General features: G+C 62.7%; 22 protein-coding genes. 2 read left to right on the top strand and 20 right to left on the bottom strand.

Annotation, left to right across the window (positions count from 1 at the left end; all coding sequences use genetic code 11):
• From EBBID32_RS03360 to EBBID32_RS03390, 7 genes are all read right to left on the bottom strand, one after another.
• On the bottom strand, positions 1-894 hold an 894-nt coding region (locus EBBID32_RS03360; RefSeq protein ID WP_231382090.1), incomplete at its 3' end, for a 3-hydroxyacyl-CoA dehydrogenase NAD-binding domain-containing protein.
• Positions 891-1,688, bottom strand: a complete 798-nt coding sequence (locus tag EBBID32_RS03365) for an enoyl-CoA hydratase-related protein (RefSeq protein ID WP_006950756.1) — start codon at positions 1,686-1,688, stop codon at positions 891-893. The genes EBBID32_RS03365 and EBBID32_RS03360, both read right to left, overlap by 4 nt.
• Positions 1,689-1,967: 279 nt before the next feature.
• Positions 1,968-2,483: a lytic transglycosylase domain-containing protein gene (locus EBBID32_RS24745; protein WP_331271095.1), complete on the bottom strand. Its 516-nt coding sequence runs from the start codon at positions 2,481-2,483 to the stop codon at positions 1,968-1,970.
• A 168-nt stretch (positions 2,484-2,651) separates the two neighbouring features.
• Positions 2,652-5,621, bottom strand: coding sequence for a MobF family relaxase (mobF, locus tag EBBID32_RS03375; RefSeq protein WP_006950760.1), 2,970 nt, complete (start codon positions 5,619-5,621; stop codon positions 2,652-2,654).
• Positions 5,618-7,702, bottom strand: a complete 2,085-nt coding sequence (locus EBBID32_RS03380; RefSeq protein WP_006950764.1) for a type IV secretion system DNA-binding domain-containing protein — start codon at positions 7,700-7,702, stop codon at positions 5,618-5,620. Before EBBID32_RS03380 ends, mobF begins: the two co-directional genes overlap by 4 nt.
• Entirely contained in the window at positions 7,699-7,893 is a 195-nt protein-coding gene (locus EBBID32_RS03385; RefSeq protein ID WP_006950765.1) for a hypothetical protein, read from the bottom strand. The genes EBBID32_RS03380 and EBBID32_RS03385 overlap by 4 nt, the downstream gene beginning before the upstream one ends.
• Entirely contained in the window at positions 7,890-8,189 is a 300-nt protein-coding gene (locus EBBID32_RS03390) for a hypothetical protein (protein WP_037488542.1), read from the bottom strand. The genes EBBID32_RS03385 and EBBID32_RS03390 overlap by 4 nt, the downstream gene beginning before the upstream one ends.
• A 564-nt stretch (positions 8,190-8,753) precedes the next feature.
• Here EBBID32_RS03390 and EBBID32_RS03395 point away from each other — a divergent pair.
• Positions 8,754-9,029, top strand: coding sequence for a hypothetical protein (locus EBBID32_RS03395; RefSeq protein WP_231382092.1), 276 nt, complete (start codon positions 8,754-8,756; stop codon positions 9,027-9,029).
• Between the two features lie 155 nt (positions 9,030-9,184).
• Here EBBID32_RS03395 and EBBID32_RS03400 read toward each other — a convergent pair whose 3' ends face one another.
• From EBBID32_RS03400 to EBBID32_RS03450, 11 genes are all read right to left on the bottom strand, one after another.
• Complete coding sequence (locus EBBID32_RS03400; RefSeq protein ID WP_006950769.1) at positions 9,185-10,168, bottom strand: DUF2493 domain-containing protein; 984 nt, start codon at positions 10,166-10,168, stop codon at positions 9,185-9,187.
• Between the two features lie 561 nt (positions 10,169-10,729).
• A complete protein-coding gene (locus EBBID32_RS03405; protein WP_006950773.1) occupies positions 10,730-11,728 on the bottom strand; it encodes an SLOG family protein in 999 nt (332 codons plus the stop codon).
• Between the two features lie 98 nt (positions 11,729-11,826).
• Positions 11,827-12,294 (bottom strand): DUF736 domain-containing protein, encoded by a 468-nt coding sequence (locus EBBID32_RS03410; RefSeq protein ID WP_006950774.1) that lies wholly within the window; start codon positions 12,292-12,294, stop codon positions 11,827-11,829.
• A 612-nt stretch (positions 12,295-12,906) separates the two neighbouring features.
• Positions 12,907-13,122: a DUF5818 domain-containing protein gene (locus EBBID32_RS03415; RefSeq protein WP_006950777.1), complete on the bottom strand. Its 216-nt coding sequence runs from the start codon at positions 13,120-13,122 to the stop codon at positions 12,907-12,909.
• 158 nt (positions 13,123-13,280) lie between these two features.
• Positions 13,281-13,961 carry an NYN domain-containing protein gene (locus tag EBBID32_RS03420; protein WP_006950778.1) on the bottom strand — a complete coding sequence of 227 codons (681 nt, stop codon included), beginning with the start codon at positions 13,959-13,961 and terminating at the stop codon, positions 13,281-13,283.
• 163 nt (positions 13,962-14,124) lie between these two features.
• Positions 14,125-14,565, bottom strand: a complete 441-nt coding sequence (locus EBBID32_RS03425; RefSeq protein ID WP_006950779.1) for a hypothetical protein — start codon at positions 14,563-14,565, stop codon at positions 14,125-14,127.
• Between the two features lie 107 nt (positions 14,566-14,672).
• Positions 14,673-15,635 carry a hypothetical protein gene (locus tag EBBID32_RS03430; RefSeq protein WP_006950780.1) on the bottom strand — a complete coding sequence of 321 codons (963 nt, stop codon included), beginning with the start codon at positions 15,633-15,635 and terminating at the stop codon, positions 14,673-14,675.
• 386 nt (positions 15,636-16,021) lie between these two features.
• Positions 16,022-16,336 carry a hypothetical protein gene (locus tag EBBID32_RS03435; protein ID WP_051093262.1) on the bottom strand — a complete coding sequence of 105 codons (315 nt, stop codon included), beginning with the start codon at positions 16,334-16,336 and terminating at the stop codon, positions 16,022-16,024.
• A 45-nt stretch (positions 16,337-16,381) separates the two neighbouring features.
• Entirely contained in the window at positions 16,382-18,073 is a 1,692-nt protein-coding gene (locus EBBID32_RS03440; RefSeq protein ID WP_006950782.1) for an ATP-binding protein, read from the bottom strand.
• Between the two features lie 63 nt (positions 18,074-18,136).
• Positions 18,137-19,282: a phosphoadenosine phosphosulfate reductase domain-containing protein gene (locus EBBID32_RS03445; protein WP_006950783.1), complete on the bottom strand. Its 1,146-nt coding sequence runs from the start codon at positions 19,280-19,282 to the stop codon at positions 18,137-18,139.
• 28 nt (positions 19,283-19,310) lie between these two features.
• Positions 19,311-19,787, bottom strand: coding sequence for a hypothetical protein (locus tag EBBID32_RS03450; RefSeq protein ID WP_006950784.1), 477 nt, complete (start codon positions 19,785-19,787; stop codon positions 19,311-19,313).
• A 222-nt stretch (positions 19,788-20,009) separates the two neighbouring features.
• Between EBBID32_RS03450 and EBBID32_RS03455 the strand changes: the two genes are divergently transcribed.
• Positions 20,010-20,201 (top strand): hypothetical protein, encoded by a 192-nt coding sequence (locus tag EBBID32_RS03455; protein WP_006950785.1) that lies wholly within the window; start codon positions 20,010-20,012, stop codon positions 20,199-20,201.
• A gap of 59 nt (positions 20,202-20,260) precedes the next feature.
• On the opposite strand, the gene EBBID32_RS03460 is transcribed toward EBBID32_RS03455, so the two are convergent.
• Together EBBID32_RS03460 and EBBID32_RS03465 are read right to left on the bottom strand one after the other, a co-directional pair.
• A complete protein-coding gene (locus EBBID32_RS03460; protein ID WP_006950786.1) occupies positions 20,261-20,548 on the bottom strand; it encodes a hypothetical protein in 288 nt (95 codons plus the stop codon).
• An 80-nt stretch (positions 20,549-20,628) separates the two neighbouring features.
• The coding region (locus EBBID32_RS03465; RefSeq protein ID WP_051093263.1) for a hypothetical protein at positions 20,629-21,681 on the bottom strand (1,053 nt) is incomplete at its 5' end.

Consider the following 21,681-nt stretch of genomic DNA (forward strand, 5'->3'; position numbering starts at 1 on the left):
CGAAGCGGGCGAAGCGGGCGCTGGTGCATCGTCATTGTAGCGATACCAACCCTCGCCCGTTTTACGTCCAAAAAGCCCTGCGGCGATGCGGGGTGGAAGCAGTGCTGACGGTCGAAAACGCGGGTCCTGCTGAAACTGCGCGAAGATGCTTTCGAGAACTTTGCCAGAAACATCGAGGCCAGTGAGATCGAACAGTTCAAAAGGCCCCATGCGAAACCCGGCAGCCTCACGCAGCACGCGATCAATCACGTCATGCGGTGCAACCTGCTCTTCTAGGATTGCGAGACCCTCGGTGTAGAGGCCCCGGCCGGCGTGGTTTACGAGGAAGCCAGGCTGGTCTAACGCGGAGACGGCCCGGTGTCCTGCCCCTTCAACGACCGCGCGAAGCGTCGCGAGGACATCGGGCGCGGTGCGAACCGCCGCGATCACCTCCGCAACCCTCATAAGGGGGACCGGATTGAAGAAATGCAGCCCCGCCACGCGTTCCGGCCGTCGACACCCAGCGGCGATTTCGGAAATGATCAGGGAGGATGTGTTGGTGGCGAGGATCGCCCCGTCAGCCACGACCGCCTCGAGTTCGCGAAATAGTTGCTGTTTCGCGGCCATTTGCTCGACGATCGCTTCAATCACGATATCGCACTGGGCCATGTCCGCGATCGTTTGACATGCAATGATCCGCGAAAGTGCGCTTGTCGCGTCCTCCCGCGTCATCTTCTCCTTGTCTGCGGCGCGAGCAAACATCGAACCAACGAAGTCGCGCGCGGCGTCAGCCGCGCCCGACTGCGCGTCGAAGATAGCGACATCGTGCCCAGCGCCGGCAAAAAGCTGAGCTATTCCACGCCCCATAGCGCCACCGCCGACGAGGCCAATTCGCTGCATAGCCGTCATGTTCATCGTCCCTCGAAGACGGGGCTGCGCCGATCAAGAAAGGCCCGCACGCCTTCAGTCTTGTCGGCCGTGTCGAACAACAGCAGGAATTCACGATATTCGAGCGCCAGCGCTGCATCGAGCGGCAGGTCGGCACCCGACGCTAGGACCCGCCTGATCGCCCGCACGGCCTTTGGCGGCATTTGCGCGATCCGTTTGGCAATGTCGAACGCCCGTTCGAAAGCCCTGCCCTCGTCCGTCAGTGTGCTGACCAGCCCGCATGCAAAAGCGCGTTCTGCGTCGAGAGGTTCGGCAGTCAGGAGCATCAAGCTGGCGACCTTCGCGCCAACGACCCGGACCAGCCGTTGCGTACCTCCGGCCCCGGGCATGATGCCGACCGCAATTTCAGGTTGGCCAAAGCGGGCGGACCGGTCTGCGACGACGATATCGCACATCATAGCAAGCTCGCACCCCGCTCCGAGCGCCACACCGGCGACGGCCGCGATGAGCGGCTTCGGAAAGCCCGTGACGGACCGCCAATATTGCGGAAGGTCGACATCGGCCATCGCTTGAGCGCCCTTACCGGATAGTAGGTTGAGATCGGCGCCAGCGGCGAAGACCTTGTCGCCACCCGTAATCACTACGGCGTGGACGCGGTCGTCGTCAGCCCATGCGCTTAGGGCCTGGGCGATTGCTTGTCGTGCGGCGATATCGAGCGCATTGCGCTTCTCGGGCCTTGAGAGCGTCAATATCCCGACCCGATCGCACAGCTCGGTGGTCAAACGGGGTTCGGCGACAGGAGTGGCTTCAGAAAGTTCCATGGCTCAACCTCAATGCGATCAGTTGGCCGTGCGCTCCAGCCCTCTCATTCCGTCGCTTATGACATTTGCTACCGGATTTCTCACGTCCCCGGCAAGGTGACGACAGTTGACTGGAATTGGCCTAATAGCCCGAGGACGAGTTCACATTTTTCTCGGCCGCGGGCATCAGTCGGCATTCGATGAAAGACCAGAGCGCGAAGCTCTGGATCTCGCGGCGGCAGTTCGTTGAAGGCAGTAGCCATCGCAGTTTCGTCATATGGCCAGCGCAAAAAAGCGCGCTCAAATCGATGGCTCTTCTAGAATGCCAAAACCATACATTCTGACCGACGGCGTTGTGGCTTGAGCTGCATCGTTGTTCCCGCCTCCAACCTGTACCGCATTGAGCGTCGGTCCGAGCACTGAAAAAGCATCGCCCCCGAACCGTCGCCGCATATGGCGCGCGACACTCCAAGCATAGCGCCGTTGCCGCCATCGCGTCGGGCTGTGATAGACGCCGACAGCTCCCCAATAGTCGCGGGTTACCTGCAACGCCGACAGGAATATCCAGCGCGCGGCACCGACGTTGAAGCACGGATCGGACTGGAGCCAGGCGCGCACATCGGCCGCCGAACGACCCACGAGAGCAGCGATCCTGGGAACCCACCAGCTGTTGACCTGCAGCGGGCCAAGATCATGGGAGCCGTTGGTGTTACGGACCTCGGCCCCAATCCAGCCTCCCTCCTGATCGCGCAAGCCCCAGAGCGTCCGCTCAAGCCATGGCCTGCCCCCCGCGGCATCACGAATACACTGCGCCACACGCGCTTCCCCATGGCCGGTATCCCGCGCATTCGCTGGTGCCGCCTCAAGAAGGCACAGTATGGCGAAGATAAGCGGGACAACACTGTCATACGCTCTGGCGGGGACTGCAAAGCGGATGTCACAAGTCATACTGGTTTCCTTTTGCTGTGGTGGTCATTTATTTGATCAGCGTTCGACGCCATGAACGGGTTCGCCCTGATGCGGCTGCGGACTTTGCTGCTGGGCCGGCTGGGCCTCGGGTCCGGGCTTTAAGCTGCGGTCGGGTTCGGGACCGGATCGGCGGTCAAGCGCTGATTGAAGTATACGGTCCAGAATATCGGCAATACCGCGCGCGCCATCGGCAAGTCGCTCGCCAATGCCTTCGGGCGCGCGGTTCCGGTCGAGCTGTTTCACCAGCGCCCCGTCGCGCCGCTCCTGACGCGAGGCTTGCTGCTCGTCCCGTGCCTGCGCCAGCGGTGCGGCATGACGCTCGGCATAGGCACGGGCAGAATCTGCCTGCAGCCGCCCCATTCCCTCAAGCGCGGAGGTTTTCTCACCCGAGCGTTGTTCGAGCTTCTCGACCAGACGTTTCTCGTCCTCGGTCCACAACTTCACACCGAGGCGGGCGCGGGTGATCGCGGTGTAGTAGTTCTGGCCGTTGACCAGAGGCGAGCCCACTGGAGCCAGCACATAGACCCGCGCATATGTTTTCGACTGCGCCGAATAGACCGTCTCGGCATAGCCATGATCCCAGGTCTTGTGCTCGCCAAGATCGATGGTCTGCACCCGCTCGCCCCGATCCCAGCGGATTGTAGCAAGCGTACCGTCCAGCTTCTCGACCGTCCCCCGCTCGGCGTTCTTCAGGTCCAGCCCCTTGTCGGCGAGCCGCCACTGGATGCGGTCGCCCTCAGCCAGATCACGTTCTTCACGGTTGAACACATTGATCTGGCGCGCGGCCCCCAGCCTCGGATCCCAGCGGACGATCCGGCCATGCTCGTCGGCGAGGCGCACGACCTGCCGACCATTGGCTTCTCGCCCGATGCCGACCACGCGGTATTCTGCATCGCGGGCGATCCCGGCGGCGGTCACATCGCGCACGAACGTGACCACCTGCCCGCCGGTGTAGAAGCGGGCAAAATGCTTCTCCTGGGATGACATACCCGAGGGGGTCAGCACCTCGAGACGGGTATCCTCGGCGGCAATCGCGCTTTCGGATTTTAGGGTTTCGCGGATTTTTGTATTGACGATGTGCCTTGTCGCATTCTCGAGCACGAGGATGTTGGTCGTGGCACGGGTCTCAGGCTTCAGCCGGGTCCATTCGGCGACCAGCCCTGTGGCGAGGCTTTCCGCATCGCCGCCGCTCACCACTTTGTCGAGCCGGGCGAGCGATCCGGCATAGTCCCCAGCTCGGGCCTGGGTGACCGCCGCCTTCATCCCCCGAGTTTCCTGGCGCATAGATTCGGTGAGCTGGGCGGTGGGGAGCCCAAGCTTCTGGAGCAGCCAGAACGGCTTGCCCTGCTCGATCGCGCCGGTCTGCTTGTTGTCGCCCAGCAGGATCAGCCGCGCGCCGGTCATGCGGCTGATCTCGAGCATGCGCAGCGCCTGCCGGTTGCCCAGCTGCCCGGCCTCATCAAGCACCAGGACATGGGTGTCGGTGATCCCGTGGCCGCCACCCGCGAGCAAGCTGGCGACAGTCCGCGCCTCGATCCCGGCGCTCTGGCCAAGATTGGCGGCGGCGGACGAAGTCGGCGCGAGTGCAATGAATCGCGTGCCCGGCTCGGCGGCCTCGGTGAGGCTGCGCACCAGCATCGACTTACCCGCACCGGCAACACCGTGAAGCCCTGTCACCCGGTCGCGCGATGTCGCAATCTGGACCAATGCCTGTTCCTGTGCCGGGGTCAGCCCCGCCCGTTCTAGCACGGTCAGCAACCGGGCCGATGACGCGATCGGCTGCGCATCATCCAGCGCCAAGGCCAGATGCCGCGACAGCGCCTGTTCGAGCCGAACGCTGCGCCGGGTCGTCCTTCCCCGGGTCAATGTCTGATCACCGGTCTGCGTGTGGGTGGCGAGCAGCTTACGGCGGTCTTCATGCCCGGCAATCAGCGGGCGAATATCGGAGAGACGCACTTCTCCGACATGGCTCGCGAGCGCATGGCGATAGAGCGTGCCAAGGTTGGTTACCGCCTCGCGGGTTTCCGCCTGCCGGATGCCGAACAGCGCGGCGCGGCTTACCGTATGGGGGGCGGGATCAATCCCCTGCCCTGCCCGCTCGGCGGCCTTCTCGCTGACCTGAGCGATCTCTTCAGCATAAGGCTTGGCACGCTGGGTCCATTGTTCGCGCAGTGCCTCAAGCCCGATCTTCGCCTTGGGGCCTCTCGTCTGATAGAAGGACGCTCGCCGTGCCGCCTGACCGGTCAGCCCGTGTTCGCTGGCATGGGCATTGATCTGTTCAGCGCGCTGCGACGTTTCCTTGATAAAATCCTTGGGCACGCCGGTGATCTCGAACAGCCCCTTGCGCGGGTCGAACGCGATCTCGAAGCCCCGTTCGCGCAAACCATGGGCGAGCTCATTGCGGTAGACCTGCCCCGCTACCATCTGCTCGGCGTACATCGCCCGGCTTTCGAGGCTGGCCATGGGCGCACCCTCCTCGCGGTTGGTCATGTTGAGAACGACGACGTGGGTGTGGAGGTGGGGATCGAGTTCGCGGCTAGCGTGTTCAGTAAAGCGCGCGAACAAGAGTCGCCCGGTGGTTTCATGGACGATCTCGCCACCCATACGGTGACGCAGCGCGGCATGTTCCTCGAGATAGGACAGCGCCGTGGTGACGGCCTGCTCATGGGATGCGATAATCCGGTCATCACCCGCCACCAGCGCCATGATCGACACCGATTTTGGCGCGTTCACGGCAAAATCCCATCCGGGATGGTGTTCAATCTCGCCATTAGCACGATGACGGCCGAGTTGCTGGCCTGCGACTTGGCCTGCCAGTAATTCCTGGAACACGGCAGGATCGACCTTGCCGGTAAGGCCCAGCTCCGGGGCAAGCCTGCCGCCCCATTCACTGGGTTCCTCGCCGCCCTTGGTATAATAATCGCCAACCGTATAATAGCGGGCGATATTGGCGGACGTTCCCTTGAGACGCCGGGGATGGATCACGCCGGACGCGCCTTCTTCGCTGGTCCGTTCTCCCGGTCATAGACATCGATCTCGATGCGCTGCCGTCCCCTTCTCGGCGCCAGAGTGAAATCCTGCCGCACCGTATCGCGCTCTGCCGGCGCGTCGGGCACTGGTTCCCGCGATGGCGATTCCGGGTTAGGGTTAGGGTTAGGGTTAGGGTTAGGGGCAGGCGCGGCCGTCGCATCCCCTTCAGATCGCTGCGCGAACAGATCGGGCTGGGGGGCGGGTTTGGCGACACGCCGATCCACCTTCGCGTCGGTGCGTGGTTGCTCCGCCGCCTGCCGCGCATCGGCGTCGGCATGGATCTCCGCGATGATGACCTTGCCGTCGGTATCGCGCAGCGGCGGTGTGGTGCGCTCGATGAACCCCTCGGCGATCGTCGCCACCGTATTGAACCGGTCATCGAACCGCACCACCGGCAGGTTGCGCCCGAACCGCAAATAGCCCGAAAGATTGGGAAGGTTGGTGACCTCGGTGTGCATGACGAGGGGCCGCGTGACCTGCATACGCGAGAGGTTGACGCCGTCGCGCATGTCGTTGACGCCGTAGCTCATGCCCTCATTGGCTTCGACCTGTTCGACCTGACCCAGATTTTCCGAAACATGCTTGGCGGTCGGGGTATCGTTCGCGCGCAAAGCGACCCAGGTCGAGCAATAGCCGGTGATGGCGGCGGCATCCTGGATACCGTAGGTCGCTTCCAATTGCGGGTAGGACTGGAACCCCAAGATGCCGCAGCCGCCATACTTACGGGCGCGGGCGAGGAAGTCCGAGAGCGAGGGCAGTTTCTGCAAGGTCGGCAGTTCGTCGATGACGCAATAGAGCCGCCGCTTGCGGTCGGGCGAGAGACTCATGATCGCCGAGATCGCGATGTCGAGCCACACCGTGATCAGGGGACGTAGCGAGGGCAACTGGTCGGCCTTGACGGTGATGAACAGCCAGTTGTCGCCTTCCTCGTTCTGCACCCATTCGCGGATCGAGAGACCTTTGCGGGTATCGTCGAGATAGGAGAAGCTGCGCATTACCGAGGCGAGTTCGGCCTGAATACCTGCCGACGTCCGCTCCCCTTCCAGGCTGATGAAGGCCGCAGCGTCAGTACCCGCAGCAAAGGCGGCAAGGTCCTTCAGCTTGGAGCGCAGCAGCCGGTCGAGCAGGACCGAGACCAGCATCTCGCCCTCTCGGGCAAGCTTGCGCAACACCGCGACCAGAGTGCCGCGCGCAGCTTTTGCCCAGAAGGGATCGCCCGCCTTGTCGGGGATGGTCGATTCCGCGATCTGATCGTAGTGATAGTCGCGGGGGACATCTCCCCAAGGCGACCATTTGGCGGTTCGCATATCGAGCGGGTTGAGAATCAAGTCCTTGCCGGGGCGGTAGAATTTCTCGACGAAGGTGCCGGCGGTATCATAGACGATCGCCCGCTTGCCCTCTTTGCGGATGCCCTCGAGCATTTTGACGATGAGGTTGGTCTTGCCGGTGCCGGGAGCACCGCAGAGCAGGATATGCTCGGGCTCGAAGGCATCGGGCACGGGAACCCCGCCAATCGCGAAGCTTCCCTTCTTTTGCTGCCACAGCGCCCGCTTGACCTGCCAGACACTGCCGAAACGCGCACCGCGGATATATTCGTTGGAGCCGAGCCCGCGTCCCGTCCGGGTGAACGAGAACCAGGCAACGGCAAGTGCCAGGAGCGCGAACACGCCCGAAAGCAGCGCTCCATGGATCAGGTAGAGCTCGAAACTGTGGAGGGTCTTCTTGGCAAGCACCGATGCCAGCAGCCAGTCGGCCGAGGTCCAGTATTGCTGCCCCGCCGGGGTATGGAACAGCACCGGATCGTTGGTCCCGGGGGCGGCACTCGCCTTGAAGCTTGCTTCCACCAGCTTGGTAAGAACGAAGCGTTCATAGGCGGTCGACTTTTCGAGTGCATACCAGATGATGCCGAACACCCATAGCACCAGGCAGGCAGTGACGGTCTGGAAGAAGACTTGGGTGGTCATGCGGACATTGTGGACGATCGACTGACCACCGCGTGTCCAGCTCCCCAGCGTGTCGTTGCGGAATATGCTCATTGCCCTTCCTCCGTGTCTGTGGCGGACCTGACTTTGGCGAATGAGGGAGCAGGTCTCCTCGCCCCCAGACAGAGCAGCGGCAGGAAGCCGATGGCCCACCAGGTCATGGCGGGTGGACAGACGGCGGCGCGCTCCTGTTCCGGATCGGCGTCGATGCTCTGTTCCGGGCTATGTTCGATCTCGGCGCTCACCGGTCCTGCTCCTGATCGAGCAGGCCGCGTTCGTGCAGGAGGGTGCGGGCATCCTGCATCCCGCGCTCAAGAATTTCGGGGGACCGCGCTCCGATGGAGGTGGCGAGGATCGTCAGGATCTGGATGCAGGTGGCGAGCAGCTCATCCTGCGAGGAATAGATATAGCGCCCGCGCGGATCGGCGGCCTGCACCAGGATCTGACGAACAAAGTCCGACAACGAGAGGTTGGCGCCGTGAGCACGACACCGGAGGCGCAGATAAAGGGTGTCGTCCACCCGGACAGATATTCTGTGCATGCCGTCGCTCCGATGCGGAGCCCGGCGACAGAATGTCATGAAGCATCGCCCTGATAGCGCAAAGCCCGACAAAACTCAAGAAAATCAGATGTCCGCCATGGCACCCGCTACAAAGGCGCAGAAAACTGCCGATTTGCCCGGGATCATTGTGGCGCGGGGTGACATGGGTGCCAGAACCCGTGTCCGGCGGGTGCCATGGCACCCAGCGTGAACCACCAGTAACTCATTGATTTTCCGATCATCCTGAGCCTGTCGAAGGACGCAGCACCCGTGCGTACGGTGCATTACAATACGGCCACGGCCGTGCGTCCTTTTCTCGCAGCGACATGCTCGCTGCGTAGCCTCGCACCGGAAGGGGCGCGGCCCTTTCCCGGCACGGGGAAGGTTCTGTTCTTCCCGCCGGCGGCACGCCGACAAGATCATCCCGGCGCAGCAAAGCGGCCTCCAACGACGTCATGGTCCCTCCTGAATTTTGCCCCTGATCAGGGATTGCCTACTGTGCCATATCCTCCGATATTGGGGACGGCGGGCAGACCATCCCAAAGGACGATGGACATGCCCAAGATGACCGACAGAGAACGCCTCGCCGACCTCGAAGCGCGCCAGCGCAAGATGGTCGAAGAGGTGGAAAAGACCCGCCACGCACTGCGCGGCAAATATGCCGCGATCGTACCCGAGCTTGGCGTGGAAACGCTCACAGAACGCGAATTTCGCGATATTCTGACCCATACAATTCGGGTCGGCGGCGCAGCCTCCATCGCCGCACTCAAAGCCCTGCCCGAAAGCACCGACCATCATAAACCTCCCGCGAAGCGGGTCCCAGCGACGAGCATGGCGTAGCCACGCGCAGGAGGCCGGAGCCGCTCTTGCGGCTTCGCATCGCTTCCGCGACGGACCCGGGCCAAAGGTCCGGGCTCCCGAGCGGGGGCGACCTCAACGCCAGCAAAAAAGGGAACCGGCCGAGCGTAATGCCCGACCGATCCCACACGCTTCCCTCATGCCGCCGCGCGCGCTGTCCGCTGGTTCTTCAGGGCGAAGAAATGAGCAGGCACCCCCTTCGCCCTCACCTCGCGGGCAAGGTGGGACTGAAGCCCCGACCCTTCGCACACGATCGCTTCGACCGGGCGCAATCCCAGCAATTGTTCGTTCCGCGCAAACCCTGCCCGCTTGCCCAGTCTCCGGTCGAGCGTGAAGGCGATGAGCATCGTCCCCGACCGCGCCGCCCATGCTGCCGCGATCGCGTCGCACCCCTTGTCCTGCGCGGTTGTCGCCAGCACCATTCCCGGAATGCGCGCCTTCACTCCATCGAGCGTTTCCGTCAGCAGCGCATGGTCCTCCCACACCTGCCCCCCCGAGAAGATCACCACCGGCCCCTGCGGGCTGTGCGCTTCGGCCCGGCGTATCTTACGTGCCGCAAGGAAGTCGGTTGCGGCAATCACCGAGGCGGTCCGCTTGGAGGAGACCAGCGATCCCTTCGGGCTCGACCATGGCCGCCCGGTCTCCGCGAGATAGGTAGCCGCCGCATAGTCCCGCATGCAGGCGACCGCTTCCCGCGCTTCATCGAGGGACTGACAGAGCAGTTGGGCTTCCTCCAGTTCGGCCGTCATTATCTCGCTGCCGTCCGCGCCATGTACCAGTTCCTTGATCTTGAGTCCCGCCCGGTCGGCTTCCCCCTCGAGCTGGCCCGCGACCTTGTGGAAGCTGTGAACAATCCCCCAGGCAAGGCGTGCCGCCACGCTCTCCATCCGGGTATCGCGCAGCACATCGAACATCGTGCGCACCAGCATCTCGGTAGCGAGCTGGGCTTCTGTGGCATCGGGCATGTCGGCGCTGAGTTCCTCCTCACCGAACCCGATGCGGCTGGTCTCCAGCCCTGTCTCGAATGCGGCGCTGAAGCTGTCAGTGGTCGCCATGGTCTCGGCGGCGATGAGTTCGGCGATTTCGGCGAAGTCACGGATCGTGCGGGTTGTCCTGGTCATGTCTGCCTCCTTGATATTCAGTTGAAAGAGGCATTTTCAAAGGCACGGGCTGTGAGCACCGGGGTCAAGGATCGCGAAGCGACCGCGCAGCGGCGATGGGGGAAACGATTTTCTTTGGCGCTGCACGAGGCTGAAGGAAGAGCACTGAGGCCCGCCCGCCAAAGAAAATGGTGGGGCCCCGTCGTCCTTGAGGCCGGTGCTGACCCCGTGCCACACTTGGACTTGTTGTAGAGTACATTATACACCACCCTCGCCCCACGCACCTGAGGGACGGCACGGGCTCGATGCCCGTGTTGGCCCTGTTGGCAGGGCGCTGCAGCCTCAATCGGCCCCTCGAACGAGCGACGATCATTCCTGCCGACAGCCCCGATCCGCGGCAGCATGGAAGAGATGCTGCTGCCCCGTGGCATAAAAATGGGCTGGCACGCAGGTTAGCGTCCAGCCCGAAAATCACGCACCAAGACATCTCAAAGAGTCACGCCATCGCCGTCGTCATGGCCCCCCGACCGATCGGCCAGTGGCAGAGCGGGCAAAGCCCGCCCTGCCCTGATCAGCCAATGCTCAGGCCCGCATCCGCTGCACACTGGTATCCGCAACCTGATCCGACTTCCGAAAGGCATGGATCGGAATGCCCGCCTGATGCAGCACCTGATAGAGATTGGCCTGAAGCCCCGAACCTTCGCACAGCAATGCTTCCACCGGCTTCAATTCGGCGAGCTTGCGGTTGCGGGTGAAGGGAGCCTTGCGGCCATTGCCGTAAAGCCCGTAGGCGACGAGCGGCACACTGTTTTCGCTCCGCGCCGCCCAGGCCGCGGCGATCGCATCAGCACCCTTGCGCTGCCCGGTCGTCACCAGCGTCATGTGCGGCACGCGAAGCTTGATCTCGTCAAGCTTGGCCCAGAGCGCTTCCCAGTCGTGCCACACGGCAGGCCCCGAGAACACCACGATTGGCCCGCGCGGCAAATGCTTCTCACGGGTTGCCAGTTCCCGCGCCCGCAGAAAATCGAGCGCGGCAATCTGGCTGGCTGTGGAGGCTGACGATGCCTTGCTGCCCCGTGCGGGCGACCATGGCCATCCCGACTGCGCCCGGTACATTTCCGCAGCATAGTCACGCATGCATTCGATGGCACCGCGCTGTTCGGCAGTCGACTGACAGAGCAACTGCTTCTCCTCCAGCTCGTTGTTGTAGATCTCGCTCATGTCGGGATTGCGCGCCAGCTCGCCGACTTCTGCGGCCAGCGAATCCTCCCGCCGTTCGAGCTTACCGGCGATGAAATGGAAGCTGTTGACGAAGCCCCAGGCGATCTCGGCTGCCAGCGGTTCCAGCCTCGTGCCAGAGAACAGGTCGAAGATGGTGGCGATAATACCGCCGCATTCGGCCTGGGCTGCGAAGGGTTCGGGCATCTCATATTCGCCAGGTTGTTCGCCCGGTTCAACGATGGAAAGACCTAGCGGATCACCGAACGCCGCCTGAAATTCAGGGGTGGCGGTCATCTCGGCATAGATGGCTTTGAGGTCTGTGAAACTGCTGACGCGGCGGGTGGCTGAGTTGCTTGCCATGATGGTGAACTCCTGTTCGATGGATGCGGACAAAGGGGAAAACGAAAAGGGCCGGAGGCACTGATGCACCCCCGGCCCTTCGTGAGATGCCGCTCAGGTCAGAACGGCAGGTCCTCACCATCGTCGGCACCTGCGCCCGCCCCCATCAGCGCGCCATCGGTTCCGGCCGTGCTTTCGCCGAAGCCTCCCTCCGACCGCTGGTCGTAGGAACGTTGCGACGTGCCAAAGCCGCCACCGAACTCGGCCCGCACCGTCTCACGCCGCCAGGCGATGGTGAATCCGCCATCCTCGGTCGGGAACATCGCGACGGGCAGCGGCTCGGGCAGACCCGGATCATCGACCGATCCCGCGAGGAAGGCTTCGCCGGTCTTCTTCGAGAATGCCTCCCACAGCGCACCGATCTGGACCCAGCGCCGGGCGACATTGAGCGCGAGGATCTCATAGACGGGCGCGCGGTCACTCTGGCTTTCAACCTTGCGCAGACCGATGCGCGGCAGGTCGATGGTGCGGGTGGCAATCGAGCCGGTCAGACGGCCGTTCACATTCCGGATTTCACCAATGTTCATGATCTTAACTCCTTCAAGATGTCGTTCTCGAAACCATTTTCTTCGCGACACCCTCTTCAACCCCCCTCTTCTCTGAGACCCGACCTCGCCGCCGGGTCGATGCACGGGATCGTAACGCCCACCTCACCACCAGCACTTCCGCCGGGCTACCACCGCGCACATAGGCGCCTATGAAATGCCCCACACGCCCCCTTCCCCACCCCGCGCATTCCGGTCGAGCCCTTCCATCAAGTTCTCAATGAAAACGCGACGCATCGCCTCGCACCACGGCAGGGATATAAGTCCCGCAAGGGAGCGAGACCCGCGCAGCGGGGCTCGAGGCGCAGCCCGTTAGCCCGGTGCCCGCGAAGCGGGCAGCCGCCTTACCCCTCAATCCACGTCACCAACCTGCAATCCAGTGCGACCACAGCGCGAATAACAAGCCTGCGACCGCGCATACCGGATCAGACGAAATGCCAACTGAATGATGATGAGGTAGTGGTGCCGGACAGGAAGTGGTGGCGTTCTCAGCGCGGTGGCATCACCTGCTAGCGACACGACGAGTCATCTGCGAAACGAGTCGCATTCACCTTTTAAGACAGATCTGGTCTGGGGTGCCGATGAAGGCCAATCTCAGGCTGCGGCGAGACCGATCCAGGTCAGCGACAAGCGATCGGTCCCGGAGAGTTCGCCTTCGACGACGACGTCGTGGCCGTCGAAATCAGACAAATCGTCGGACGCCGTGAGGTAGATCAGCTTCTCCTCGGCGGACTCGAGCATAGCGCTGCGGCCATTCAGGCTGAGTCGTCCCGACATGCGGCGATAGGCATTGTTACCCTGCGTCGCCATCAAAGGCTCCATTCACGGGCGGGTCGTAAGCGAAACGACGGCATGCGTCTGGAATAGGGGGCGACTCGTAGTGTGACCATGACCCTCCCTCTCGGGCGGCGCCGCGCGATGTTCAAGGCCGTTCGCGATGATGCCCACGGTCAATGGAGGAAGTCAGGTCACCAGTTAGCAGACTTGTGGACCATTCCCTGGGACGTCTGCAGGGTCGGCGGCAATTGGGAACTGGCGAGCAGATGGACACGCGGTTCGATCTTGAAATCGGCGAGGCGCTTGAGTTCGACGCTGCCTTTGGGGCGTGGCGGCACCAGGCCGATGGTCATGCCGCAATCGGCCTTGGCCATGCGAATCGGCGTCAGCAGATCGGAATCGTTGGAGATGATGACGGCGCAGGCGCAGTTTTCCTGATAGGCATCACGCAGCAGATAGGCCGCGAGATTGACGTCCGAGCCCTTCTCTTCAGATTTGAAGGTCCAGGCCTTGACCGGTGTGCCGGCAGCATCGGTCTTGATCACGGGCTTGCCACCCGCACGAAGATAGCGGCCGGTTGCCGGATCAGTGTCAACCACCACCTGGCTGACGACCGAGCTCATGAAGGTGCCGAGATGAACTTCGACCCGCGGCAAGGTTTCGAGCGCATGGAGGTAGGCGAGCTGACGGGTCGGCTGGTCGGGATCGTGCGGCCGGGCATCCACCTTGGCGGTGAAATAGTAGATTTTGCGCACATCGTTCTTCGGTAGAAGCTGGTCGCAGAAGCGCTCAAGATCAAGCCACTTGTGGGGCGTACCACGCAAGAGGCCGTAATAGAGGTTGAAGCCGTCGATATAGACGTGAGTTTCCAAGACGGCGCTATCCAGAAAGAGCAACGGCGGGCTTTCGCCCGCCGTGCGCCCGGCGGCCTGAGCCAGCCGGGGGAGTAGTGCCCTCTATATAAGTCAAAGGTTGAGATTGTGCAACCGTGGCGAAAACCAGCGGATCTGGGTATCGCGACTGACAGGAGATCGATCAGGCAGTCCCCATGATCTCCGGCAGCGCCGCCAACCGCACCGGGCGATGCGATCCAAGGACTCCAAGCAAGCGGGCCTCAGCATCGGCCAGTTCATCGATCGTCTCGAAGACCTCGCAGGTGTAGGCGCCGCGCGCAAAATAGTCGTCATTTTGTGGCACCAGCGCCGCATAATCGACCGGCCAGCGACATAGCAGCAGGCAGGGCCAACCCGGGGCGGACGGCGCGTATCGCGCAAACACGATATCGTCACCCCGCAACCCCGACGCGCGGCGGTCGAGCAAATCAGGGGCAACCAGCAGGGGTCGATCCCGATCAAGGAAGGCTTCCATTTCCAGATATTCCGCGTCTGTCTCGATAATGACGGGATAAAAGCGCCCAAGCGGAAGGCTCGGTGACGCATAGCCCGACGGAATGTCGATCAGAAGCACATCCGGCATCGTCGCGAGCGGACCCGATGGGCGGCAAGGTCATCGACAAGCCGAATAACCAAGCTCGTCAAGGCGGATTGAGGCCAGAATGGCCAGGTCGCCGTCCGGCAACCATGTCAGGCCCCGAGGCGATCAGCCGCCGCATTGAAGCGGTCGATCCAGGTTCGCAGTGGCGTGCGTTCCGCCAGCGGCACCAGCGCCGCAGCGTCCTGAAACGATATGAGGTCGGCAGGCGCATGAGCGATGATATCGTCGATCTCGCCGGATGGGAGCAGACCCTCAATGCGAATAAATTCCGTCATCGAGCCGGGCCGGGCCTCGCGCCCGCGAAGCCCCTTGGTGCTTTTGCGCCACAGACCTTCGACAGTGCGAAGCCGCGGGGCCGCGCGCGCTTCCATCAAGACGATGAGACGCAGATAGCTACGCGGCAGCTCGCGAACCTCGTCGGGCTTCATTCCCGTACAGAAGAAGCAGGAGCTTGCGACCGGAACCGGAAGCCCCTCGCGCCGGATGCGGCTCTTGCACGTTTCGCGGTCCCATCCCCATTCGCGCAAGGGATAGCGATATTCGAACAGCGCGCTGTCGATCCCCTCGGCATGGGCGAAGCGCTGACTGTCGCGGGGACCGCAGTCGAAGCCGATCAAACGGACGACCTTCTGGCCCTGCGCCCAGGCCTGTTGCGCCGGGGGCCAGGCCTTCGTCCAGGCATCCTGCGGGGCCACTTTCCATTTCGCGCTGCAGGCGGATTTGCCGAAGGCGATCGATGGCAACGTAGCGTTGGTCAGGCAGTTTTCGAGCAGATCCGCGTAAGGCGGCCAATGTTTGAAGCGTTTGGGCTGATAGCGGACGACCTCGTTCGGGATGCCATGCCCGTCCATCCAGTCCCGGAATATCGGGACGAACGACCGCGTCTGCGAACGCTCCGGCATGTCGGCGATCAGCACCATGTCAACGCGGTCGCGGCGCGCGGCCATTTCGATGATCATGGCAGTCGAATCGACACCCGCTCCCCATGCGACAATCACGGGCGCAGGCTGATCGGGTCCATGCGCGGGCGCACGGAGGCAATGGTCAGGCATGATTGTTGATCCCTCGTTTAGTCAGCCCGCCGGAGGGTGCGGCAGAGCAATGAAGACGGCCCCTAAATTCACACCTGCGAGCGCCCGGTTCAGGCAACCAGTGCAAGGATTTGCTCGGGGCATGCGGGAAGCCGGCTGGTAACGCGGTAGGGCTGCAGCGGATCACCGGTGCGCAGAATGAACTGCTCTCTGCCGGTTGCTGTTCGGCGCTGCACGGCAACCCTATAGCTATGCTCCCACCCTGCCAGTCGCCCGCGTCGTGGCGACAGCAGCGGCAAAGGCTCCGCATCGGACATGGTGTTTCTCCAGATTTGGAATTGATCCAGAACATCAAGGTCGCCGGAACCGGCCCGGCGCGGCGATCGTCAGGGACGGGTACGGTGCAGTCAAAATACCGGCAGGCCAGACGTCACGGGTTCATCGCGATCAAACAGGACCCACGCTGCGGAAGCTGCGGCTGCCGCGCGGAGGATTTCCCATAGTTCGGGCGATACGCTCTCCGGGCGCTCGGGATCATCCTCCACCAGGCCGGTATGGACAAAGAACCCGAACTGGTAGGGTTCGATCAGCAGGTCGAGATGCTGCACGATGAGACGACCTCCTGCGTTACGGGACGCGTCGGCGATCAGACGGTCAATGGCATCGCGCTCGTCCGCCGGAAGATGCTCGGTCGAGTAGATGTGAAGAGAGGTTCGGCGCACAGGGTGACTCCTTGTGGTGCAAGACGTCAGCAAAAAGGCTGGACTTCACGCGGGCTCGCTCGTCATCTCGTCGGCGGCATAGGAAAGCGTCACTTCACCCCGGCCAGCGACAATCGCCACACGCCTCCCTTCGGGGATCAGCCAGTTCACCTCGTCACGAAGGACATCACGGATACGCTCGAGGATCGCCGCATCCTCCCCCAGCAGCAGGTCATTGGCGACATGCCGGGCGCGCTTCTCGAAATAGCTGTGCTGGGTGTCCCAGCTATCGTCGCCGGAGTCTTCGCTCGGACAAAAGCACGCATCCTCTATCAGCGATGCCAGCTCGTGCGGCTTGATGGTGCTATCGCTGGTGAGCAGGATGGTCGTCTGGTCAAGGTCGGCATACCAGCCTTCGTCGGGCGCGATCAGAACATCGGTGGGCAAGCTGTGGCGATCATCCTCGCCAGTGGCCCCGCGCGATGACTTGACCGCAACATCGAGCAGGATGCGCGCGACACGGCCGGTTTCAATGCCCTCGGGCAGGACCGTATCGCTACTATAGGAGTGGACACCGGCATCGCTTTCGACACGGAATGACAGTTCGGAAACCCGGGCCAGTGCATCATACCAGTCATAGCCTTCGAACCCGGCGATTTCGCGGACCAGCACGCCGCCCAGCGGCATCGCCTCGCACAGGACACGGCCAGCACATTGCTCGATATACGGTTCCTCGTTCGGCACCAGCACCATGGGAATGCCAGCGACCCGTTCTCCCAGAACGATACCATCGCCATCGGCCGTACGCGGCAGCCACCCTGAGAGCCAGGGCGCCGCTTCCGGCAGGATCACGCCCAACGCTTGGGCGCGCTGCCACAGTTCACGGGCAAGGCGGTGGCTGCCGGTGGTGGCGATGGTCCGGTAGATGACGGCCTCGGCGGCTTCGCGCAGGTTCGCCAAGGCAGCATTTTGCACCATCTCCTTGCGGGCCGGCAGGACAAGCTGCAACGCGGGTGCATCGACAATATCAACCCGGACATGCCAGCACTGGTCCCCGCCGATCTCACTGACGCTGGGCATCGGGCAGGCGACAGTGAGCCCATGAAAATTGACCGTCTCCTCGGCGGAGGAGCGGTAATTCCGGCCGCGCAAGACGCCGATCCGGCAGCCATTCCAGGTTTCGACGCGGCTGGCTTCGGCGAGGAAGTCAGTTCGCGCGCAATGTTCGCTCTGAAAGAACACCTGGAGCGGATAACAGGTAGCTGCCTTCTTTGCAGCGGCTGCAAGCGTATCGCCCCAGCCTGAAGGCATATCGATCAGGATTTCGGTACCGCAATTGATGGCATAAGGCTCAATTAGAAGCGGTGCACTGCTTTCCCATGCATCTGCGGCAATGACGACACTCCAGCCCTGATTGGCGACCGGCGAGAAGGAGCGGACCTCGACCCGGTGACCGGCAAGACTGAACACGCCCATGCCGGCGGGATCTTCGCGGTTCGCGATCTCATCGTTCCAGCCGGAGTCTCCGAGGGTCACGAGTTTGGCCGGATCGTCGATGCCGCTGCCATTGTCGCGGATGACCAGGACAGGCCGGTCGGACAGCTCGAAGCTGTCGATATCGACACGGGTCGCACCAGCCCGGCGGCAGTTCTGGAGGAGCTCGATCCGGGCGTCACTAGCAGAGTTGTTATAGAATCTCGTCACGCGGCTGATCATCGACTGACCGACGGACGTATGGATGGTGGCAGGAAGGGACATGGACGCGCTCCAGGGTGGCGATGCAGCCAATTCCGCACGCCGCTTCCACCCAGCCCCCTTCCCTCACTGCATCCCGGCATTTGACCGACTGACCTTTGCGTCGAGGAGATCGGCGAAACGCCGCCGGATGGCGCTGGCATCAGGAAATCGGTTTTCAAGGCCATGGCACTCCAGCAATAGTACGCGTGCATCGGCAATCTGCCGAGCCTCAACCACGGTGGGCAATCGCGGCGGCCAGCCTTTCACGAACCGCAGTGCCGCTGGCATGGCCGCTTCGATTGCACGGCGCTCTACGGCATGATGCTTGGCTATGGCGATTTCATGGGCCAGTGTAGGGGCAAGCAGATGCGGAGCCACGTCGGCCAGCCACCGTCCCGGCTGGAACGAGAAGGTCGAGGACGCCTCCATAGCGACCAGGTGGCGGTAGAGATCAAGATTTCCGGCGGCGCGGGTCGCGGCGGCGAGGTCATGCCCTGACGCCAACACGCAAAAGGCGCAAGACAACCTCGTGGAGCCATGGCAGCGATAAGCTTCATGGAGCGGCAGGCCATGCCGGTCGTGGCAGGCAAAAACCTGCTGCTCCGACCAGTCGACAAGCGGATACCAGCTGATCATCCGTGTCCCTGCCCTGTTTGCCGGCTTCGCGAAGCGCGCGTCGAGGCGGGATATGGGCGTATCACGACGCGCGGCGCTTTCGGCCCGGCGCAGGCCCATCACCGAGACGATGGTTTCACCCCGGTAGCGGCGCGCAAGGTCGGGACCGATGACCTGGGCCTTGAGTTCGGAGGTGCAGAACCGGAGGCTGGCAGAGGACCAGGGGCCGATCAAATGGTAGAGTTCGAGATCTTCGTATCGGCGGCATCCATTGGCGAAGCGCTGTTCCCAGCGGGCGACCATGTCGCCGGCACTGCGGCGCACGATGACGAGCGGCAGGCCGAGGCGTTCGGCGACTGCCGCGACGATCTCAGGCGTGGAGCGCCATTCAGCGCGGCCGAGATCGGCATGAATGGCGATACGCCGCACACGAGGATGTCCCAGACTGTCCAGCAAGGCATTTGCGGCATGAGCACAGGCGGTGGAATCCTTGCCGCCCGACAGGTTGAAAGCGAACCAGGCGCCGCCCTGGGCCGCGTCCAGAACCAGATCGTCGATTGCCACGTCAGGGTCTGCACCGGCGGGTGGCCACGCGAATGACAAAGGGATGTTCATCCGCGCTTCTCCCTTGCGAGGTCCCGGTTCAGTGGGCGGCCAGGAGGATTGCGAGGGCCTGCTGGATGACATCGTCATCGCCGCCATTGACGATGACGGCTTGGCGGTTGGTGGCGGTGACCGCCCTCACCACGAGACCGAGCGGGCGTTTGCGCAACGGGTATTGAAATATCTGGCCGCGTTCGATCGTGATGAGATTGGTACGCAGCAATCGCTTTAATCTGCGATATTCGAGCTCCTGCGCCAGCAGATCGCCGACTTCGGCTTCGAGATCATGCTCAAGGGTCAGCCCCTGGAAAGGGCGGATCGGGCGGTTGGCCTTGAGCCAGGTGTTGACCTCGGCTTCAGTCCATCGTCCAAGCTGACGGTAGAGATCGCAGCCGCCCTGCCCCTGATTACGCGCGTCGAAAGCGCGCTCGCCGTCTATCCATATCTCTGCGGAATAGGCGCTGGTCTCTTCGGACAATTTGGCGTTGTGGTTGATACGGCGCAGCTCAATTTTCATCGCGTCCTCCATCTGAGCCCCACTATTCAGGGCACCCACCGCGATCCCCCTTTCCTTTTGGGCGATCGATCCTGGGGGCGGGATCAGGATTTCGGCACTGGGGTTATCAGGGCGGCGCGCCCTGCTATGATGATCCGGCCGAGCGACTCGGATCTGCCCGCAATGCGAGCAGCAGCAATTGCCCAATTGCATCGTTCGCCGGTTACAACGATGGGATGCGCCATGCGGGAACTCGACAGCGAAGAGCAGGAACTGCTGGAGCAGCTCAATGGCGGGCTTCCGACGGACGAACTGATCGTGATGGTCCGCGATCTCGCCCAAGTCCTGACCAAGGAGGGTTTGGCCATAAGGGCGCGCGTTGCCGAAACTGCTGCCGATCGGCTGGAACAACTGAGCGCAGCCCGGGCAAACTGAAAATGTCGGCAGGATGCGCTGCCGATGCCTGACCTGCAACGGTCGAAAAGTCTCTCAGACTACCAGGGAAAGACGACCAGGCCGTCGGTTTCGCCAGCATCGCAATCGAACAGCAGATAGTCGCAGCCCTGCTCGCGTCCTACCCGCATCGCGGCAAGCACCTCACTGGGTATCTGTTCCCGATCCGGCTTCTCGGCCTCACGGGTCGGAATGAACCAGCCATAGTGGGTGGAAGCGACGGCAAGGGGACGGCTCGATGGTTCAAGTAATGCCCAGCCGTCGAGCAGTTCGGCAGTCTTCATCGACACATGCACGGTGCCGAGCACCAGATAGCGCCCGATTTCCACGGTAATCTCCTTCCGGACGGGAATGGCATCCGTGCCGATCAGCCTGTTTGTGGAAGGCTAACCGGCACGGATCAGCAGGCTCAGTTCACCTTTTCAAGCAGCTTGCGGGCCTTGCCTTCAAGCTCGAGCCTGGTGTCCTGGTTGGTCTTGGTGCGGGCATGGGCGGTGATGCCCTGCACAAAATCATAGAGACTTTCGGGCGGATGGCCTTCCTCGACCAGCACCGCCGTGATGATCTTCGAGGTCTCGGCCTTGGAGAACCCGCGCTTGCGCAGGAAATCCTCGCGGTCATCATCCTTGCGGGCGACGATCCGCTCGCGGGCTTGTTTGATCCCGTGGATGAAGCTTTGCGGAGAGGAGTCGGCAAAATGCTCAAGCGCGGGCGCGGCTTCATGGGCAAAACGGTTGGCCGCGAATTTCGAATGGCGGATGTTGATCTCCTCGAAATTCTCGACGCCCCAAAGGTTCCTGTTCATACACACCGCGCGCAGATAAAATGTCGCGATTCCCAGAGACTTGGAGCCGACTTCTGAGTTCCAGCAGTAGAAGCCACGGAAGTACAGATCGGGCTCGCCATTGGGAAGCTTGCCTGCTTCGATCGGATGGGTGTCGTCAACCAGGAACAGGAAGACATCGCGATCGGAGGCGTAGAGCGTAGTCGTCTCCATGCTGACATCGACATGCGGGTTGTAGACCATGCTGCCCCAGTCGAGCACGCCCGGAACCTTCCAGCGCGTGTCACCAACGCCGTTCCCGGCGATCCGCATCACCGCGCTGACCAGTTCGTGATCCCAGATACGACCATATTCGCACCCAGTTATTGCGCGCAATTCGGTGCGGCCATCGTCGGTCTGGAGCAGTTTGACCTGCTCACCGCGATGGGAAAGCAGTCCGTGCTGCATGTTGATACCGGCCAGCGCGGCGGGCAATGTGCGCAGATAGGACGCGGGTGCGCCAACCAGGCTAGCGAGCTGGCCGAACGACCAGTTTGTCGGCGCAATCGGGCGATCGTCGCCAGGCACGACCAGCGACAACCGTTCCGGATTGTCGCTGCGCGCCTCGACCCGCACCGCCTTGCTTTCGACGATGCGGGTGGTGGCGCGGTCGGCACGCCTGCGGACGCTGTCGTGAAG

The sequence above is a fragment of the Sphingobium indicum BiD32 genome (assembly GCF_000382885.1).
GTDB classification, from domain to species: domain Bacteria; phylum Pseudomonadota; class Alphaproteobacteria; order Sphingomonadales; family Sphingomonadaceae; genus Sphingobium; species Sphingobium japonicum_C.

Excerpts from the sequence above, each read along its gene's own strand:
- EBBID32_RS03365 (WP_006950756.1), bottom strand. The coding sequence starts at position 1,688 with ATGGAACTTTCTGAAGCCACTCCTGTCGCCGAACCCCGTTTGACCACC.
- EBBID32_RS03380 (WP_006950764.1), bottom strand. The coding sequence starts at position 7,702 with ATGAGCATATTCCGCAACGACACGCTGGGGAGCTGGACACGCGGTGGT.
- EBBID32_RS03390 (WP_037488542.1), bottom strand. The coding sequence starts at position 8,189 with ATGCACAGAATATCTGTCCGGGTGGACGACACCCTTTATCTGCGCCTC.
- EBBID32_RS03395 (WP_231382092.1), top strand. The coding sequence starts at position 8,754 with ATGACCGACAGAGAACGCCTCGCCGACCTCGAAGCGCGCCAGCGCAAG.
- EBBID32_RS03400 (WP_006950769.1), bottom strand. The coding sequence starts at position 10,168 with ATGACCAGGACAACCCGCACGATCCGTGACTTCGCCGAAATCGCCGAA.
- EBBID32_RS03405 (WP_006950773.1), bottom strand. The coding sequence starts at position 11,728 with ATGGCAAGCAACTCAGCCACCCGCCGCGTCAGCAGTTTCACAGACCTC.
- EBBID32_RS03410 (WP_006950774.1), bottom strand. The coding sequence starts at position 12,294 with ATGAACATTGGTGAAATCCGGAATGTGAACGGCCGTCTGACCGGCTCG.
- EBBID32_RS03415 (WP_006950777.1), bottom strand. The coding sequence starts at position 13,122 with ATGGCGACGCAGGGTAACAATGCCTATCGCCGCATGTCGGGACGACTC.
- EBBID32_RS03425 (WP_006950779.1), bottom strand. The coding sequence starts at position 14,565 with ATGCCGGATGTGCTTCTGATCGACATTCCGTCGGGCTATGCGTCACCG.
- EBBID32_RS03430 (WP_006950780.1), bottom strand. The coding sequence starts at position 15,635 with ATGCCTGACCATTGCCTCCGTGCGCCCGCGCATGGACCCGATCAGCCT.
- EBBID32_RS03440 (WP_006950782.1), bottom strand. The coding sequence starts at position 18,073 with ATGTCCCTTCCTGCCACCATCCATACGTCCGTCGGTCAGTCGATGATC.
- EBBID32_RS03445 (WP_006950783.1), bottom strand. The coding sequence starts at position 19,282 with ATGAACATCCCTTTGTCATTCGCGTGGCCACCCGCCGGTGCAGACCCT.
- EBBID32_RS03450 (WP_006950784.1), bottom strand. The coding sequence starts at position 19,787 with ATGAAAATTGAGCTGCGCCGTATCAACCACAACGCCAAATTGTCCGAA.
- EBBID32_RS03455 (WP_006950785.1), top strand. The coding sequence starts at position 20,010 with ATGCGGGAACTCGACAGCGAAGAGCAGGAACTGCTGGAGCAGCTCAAT.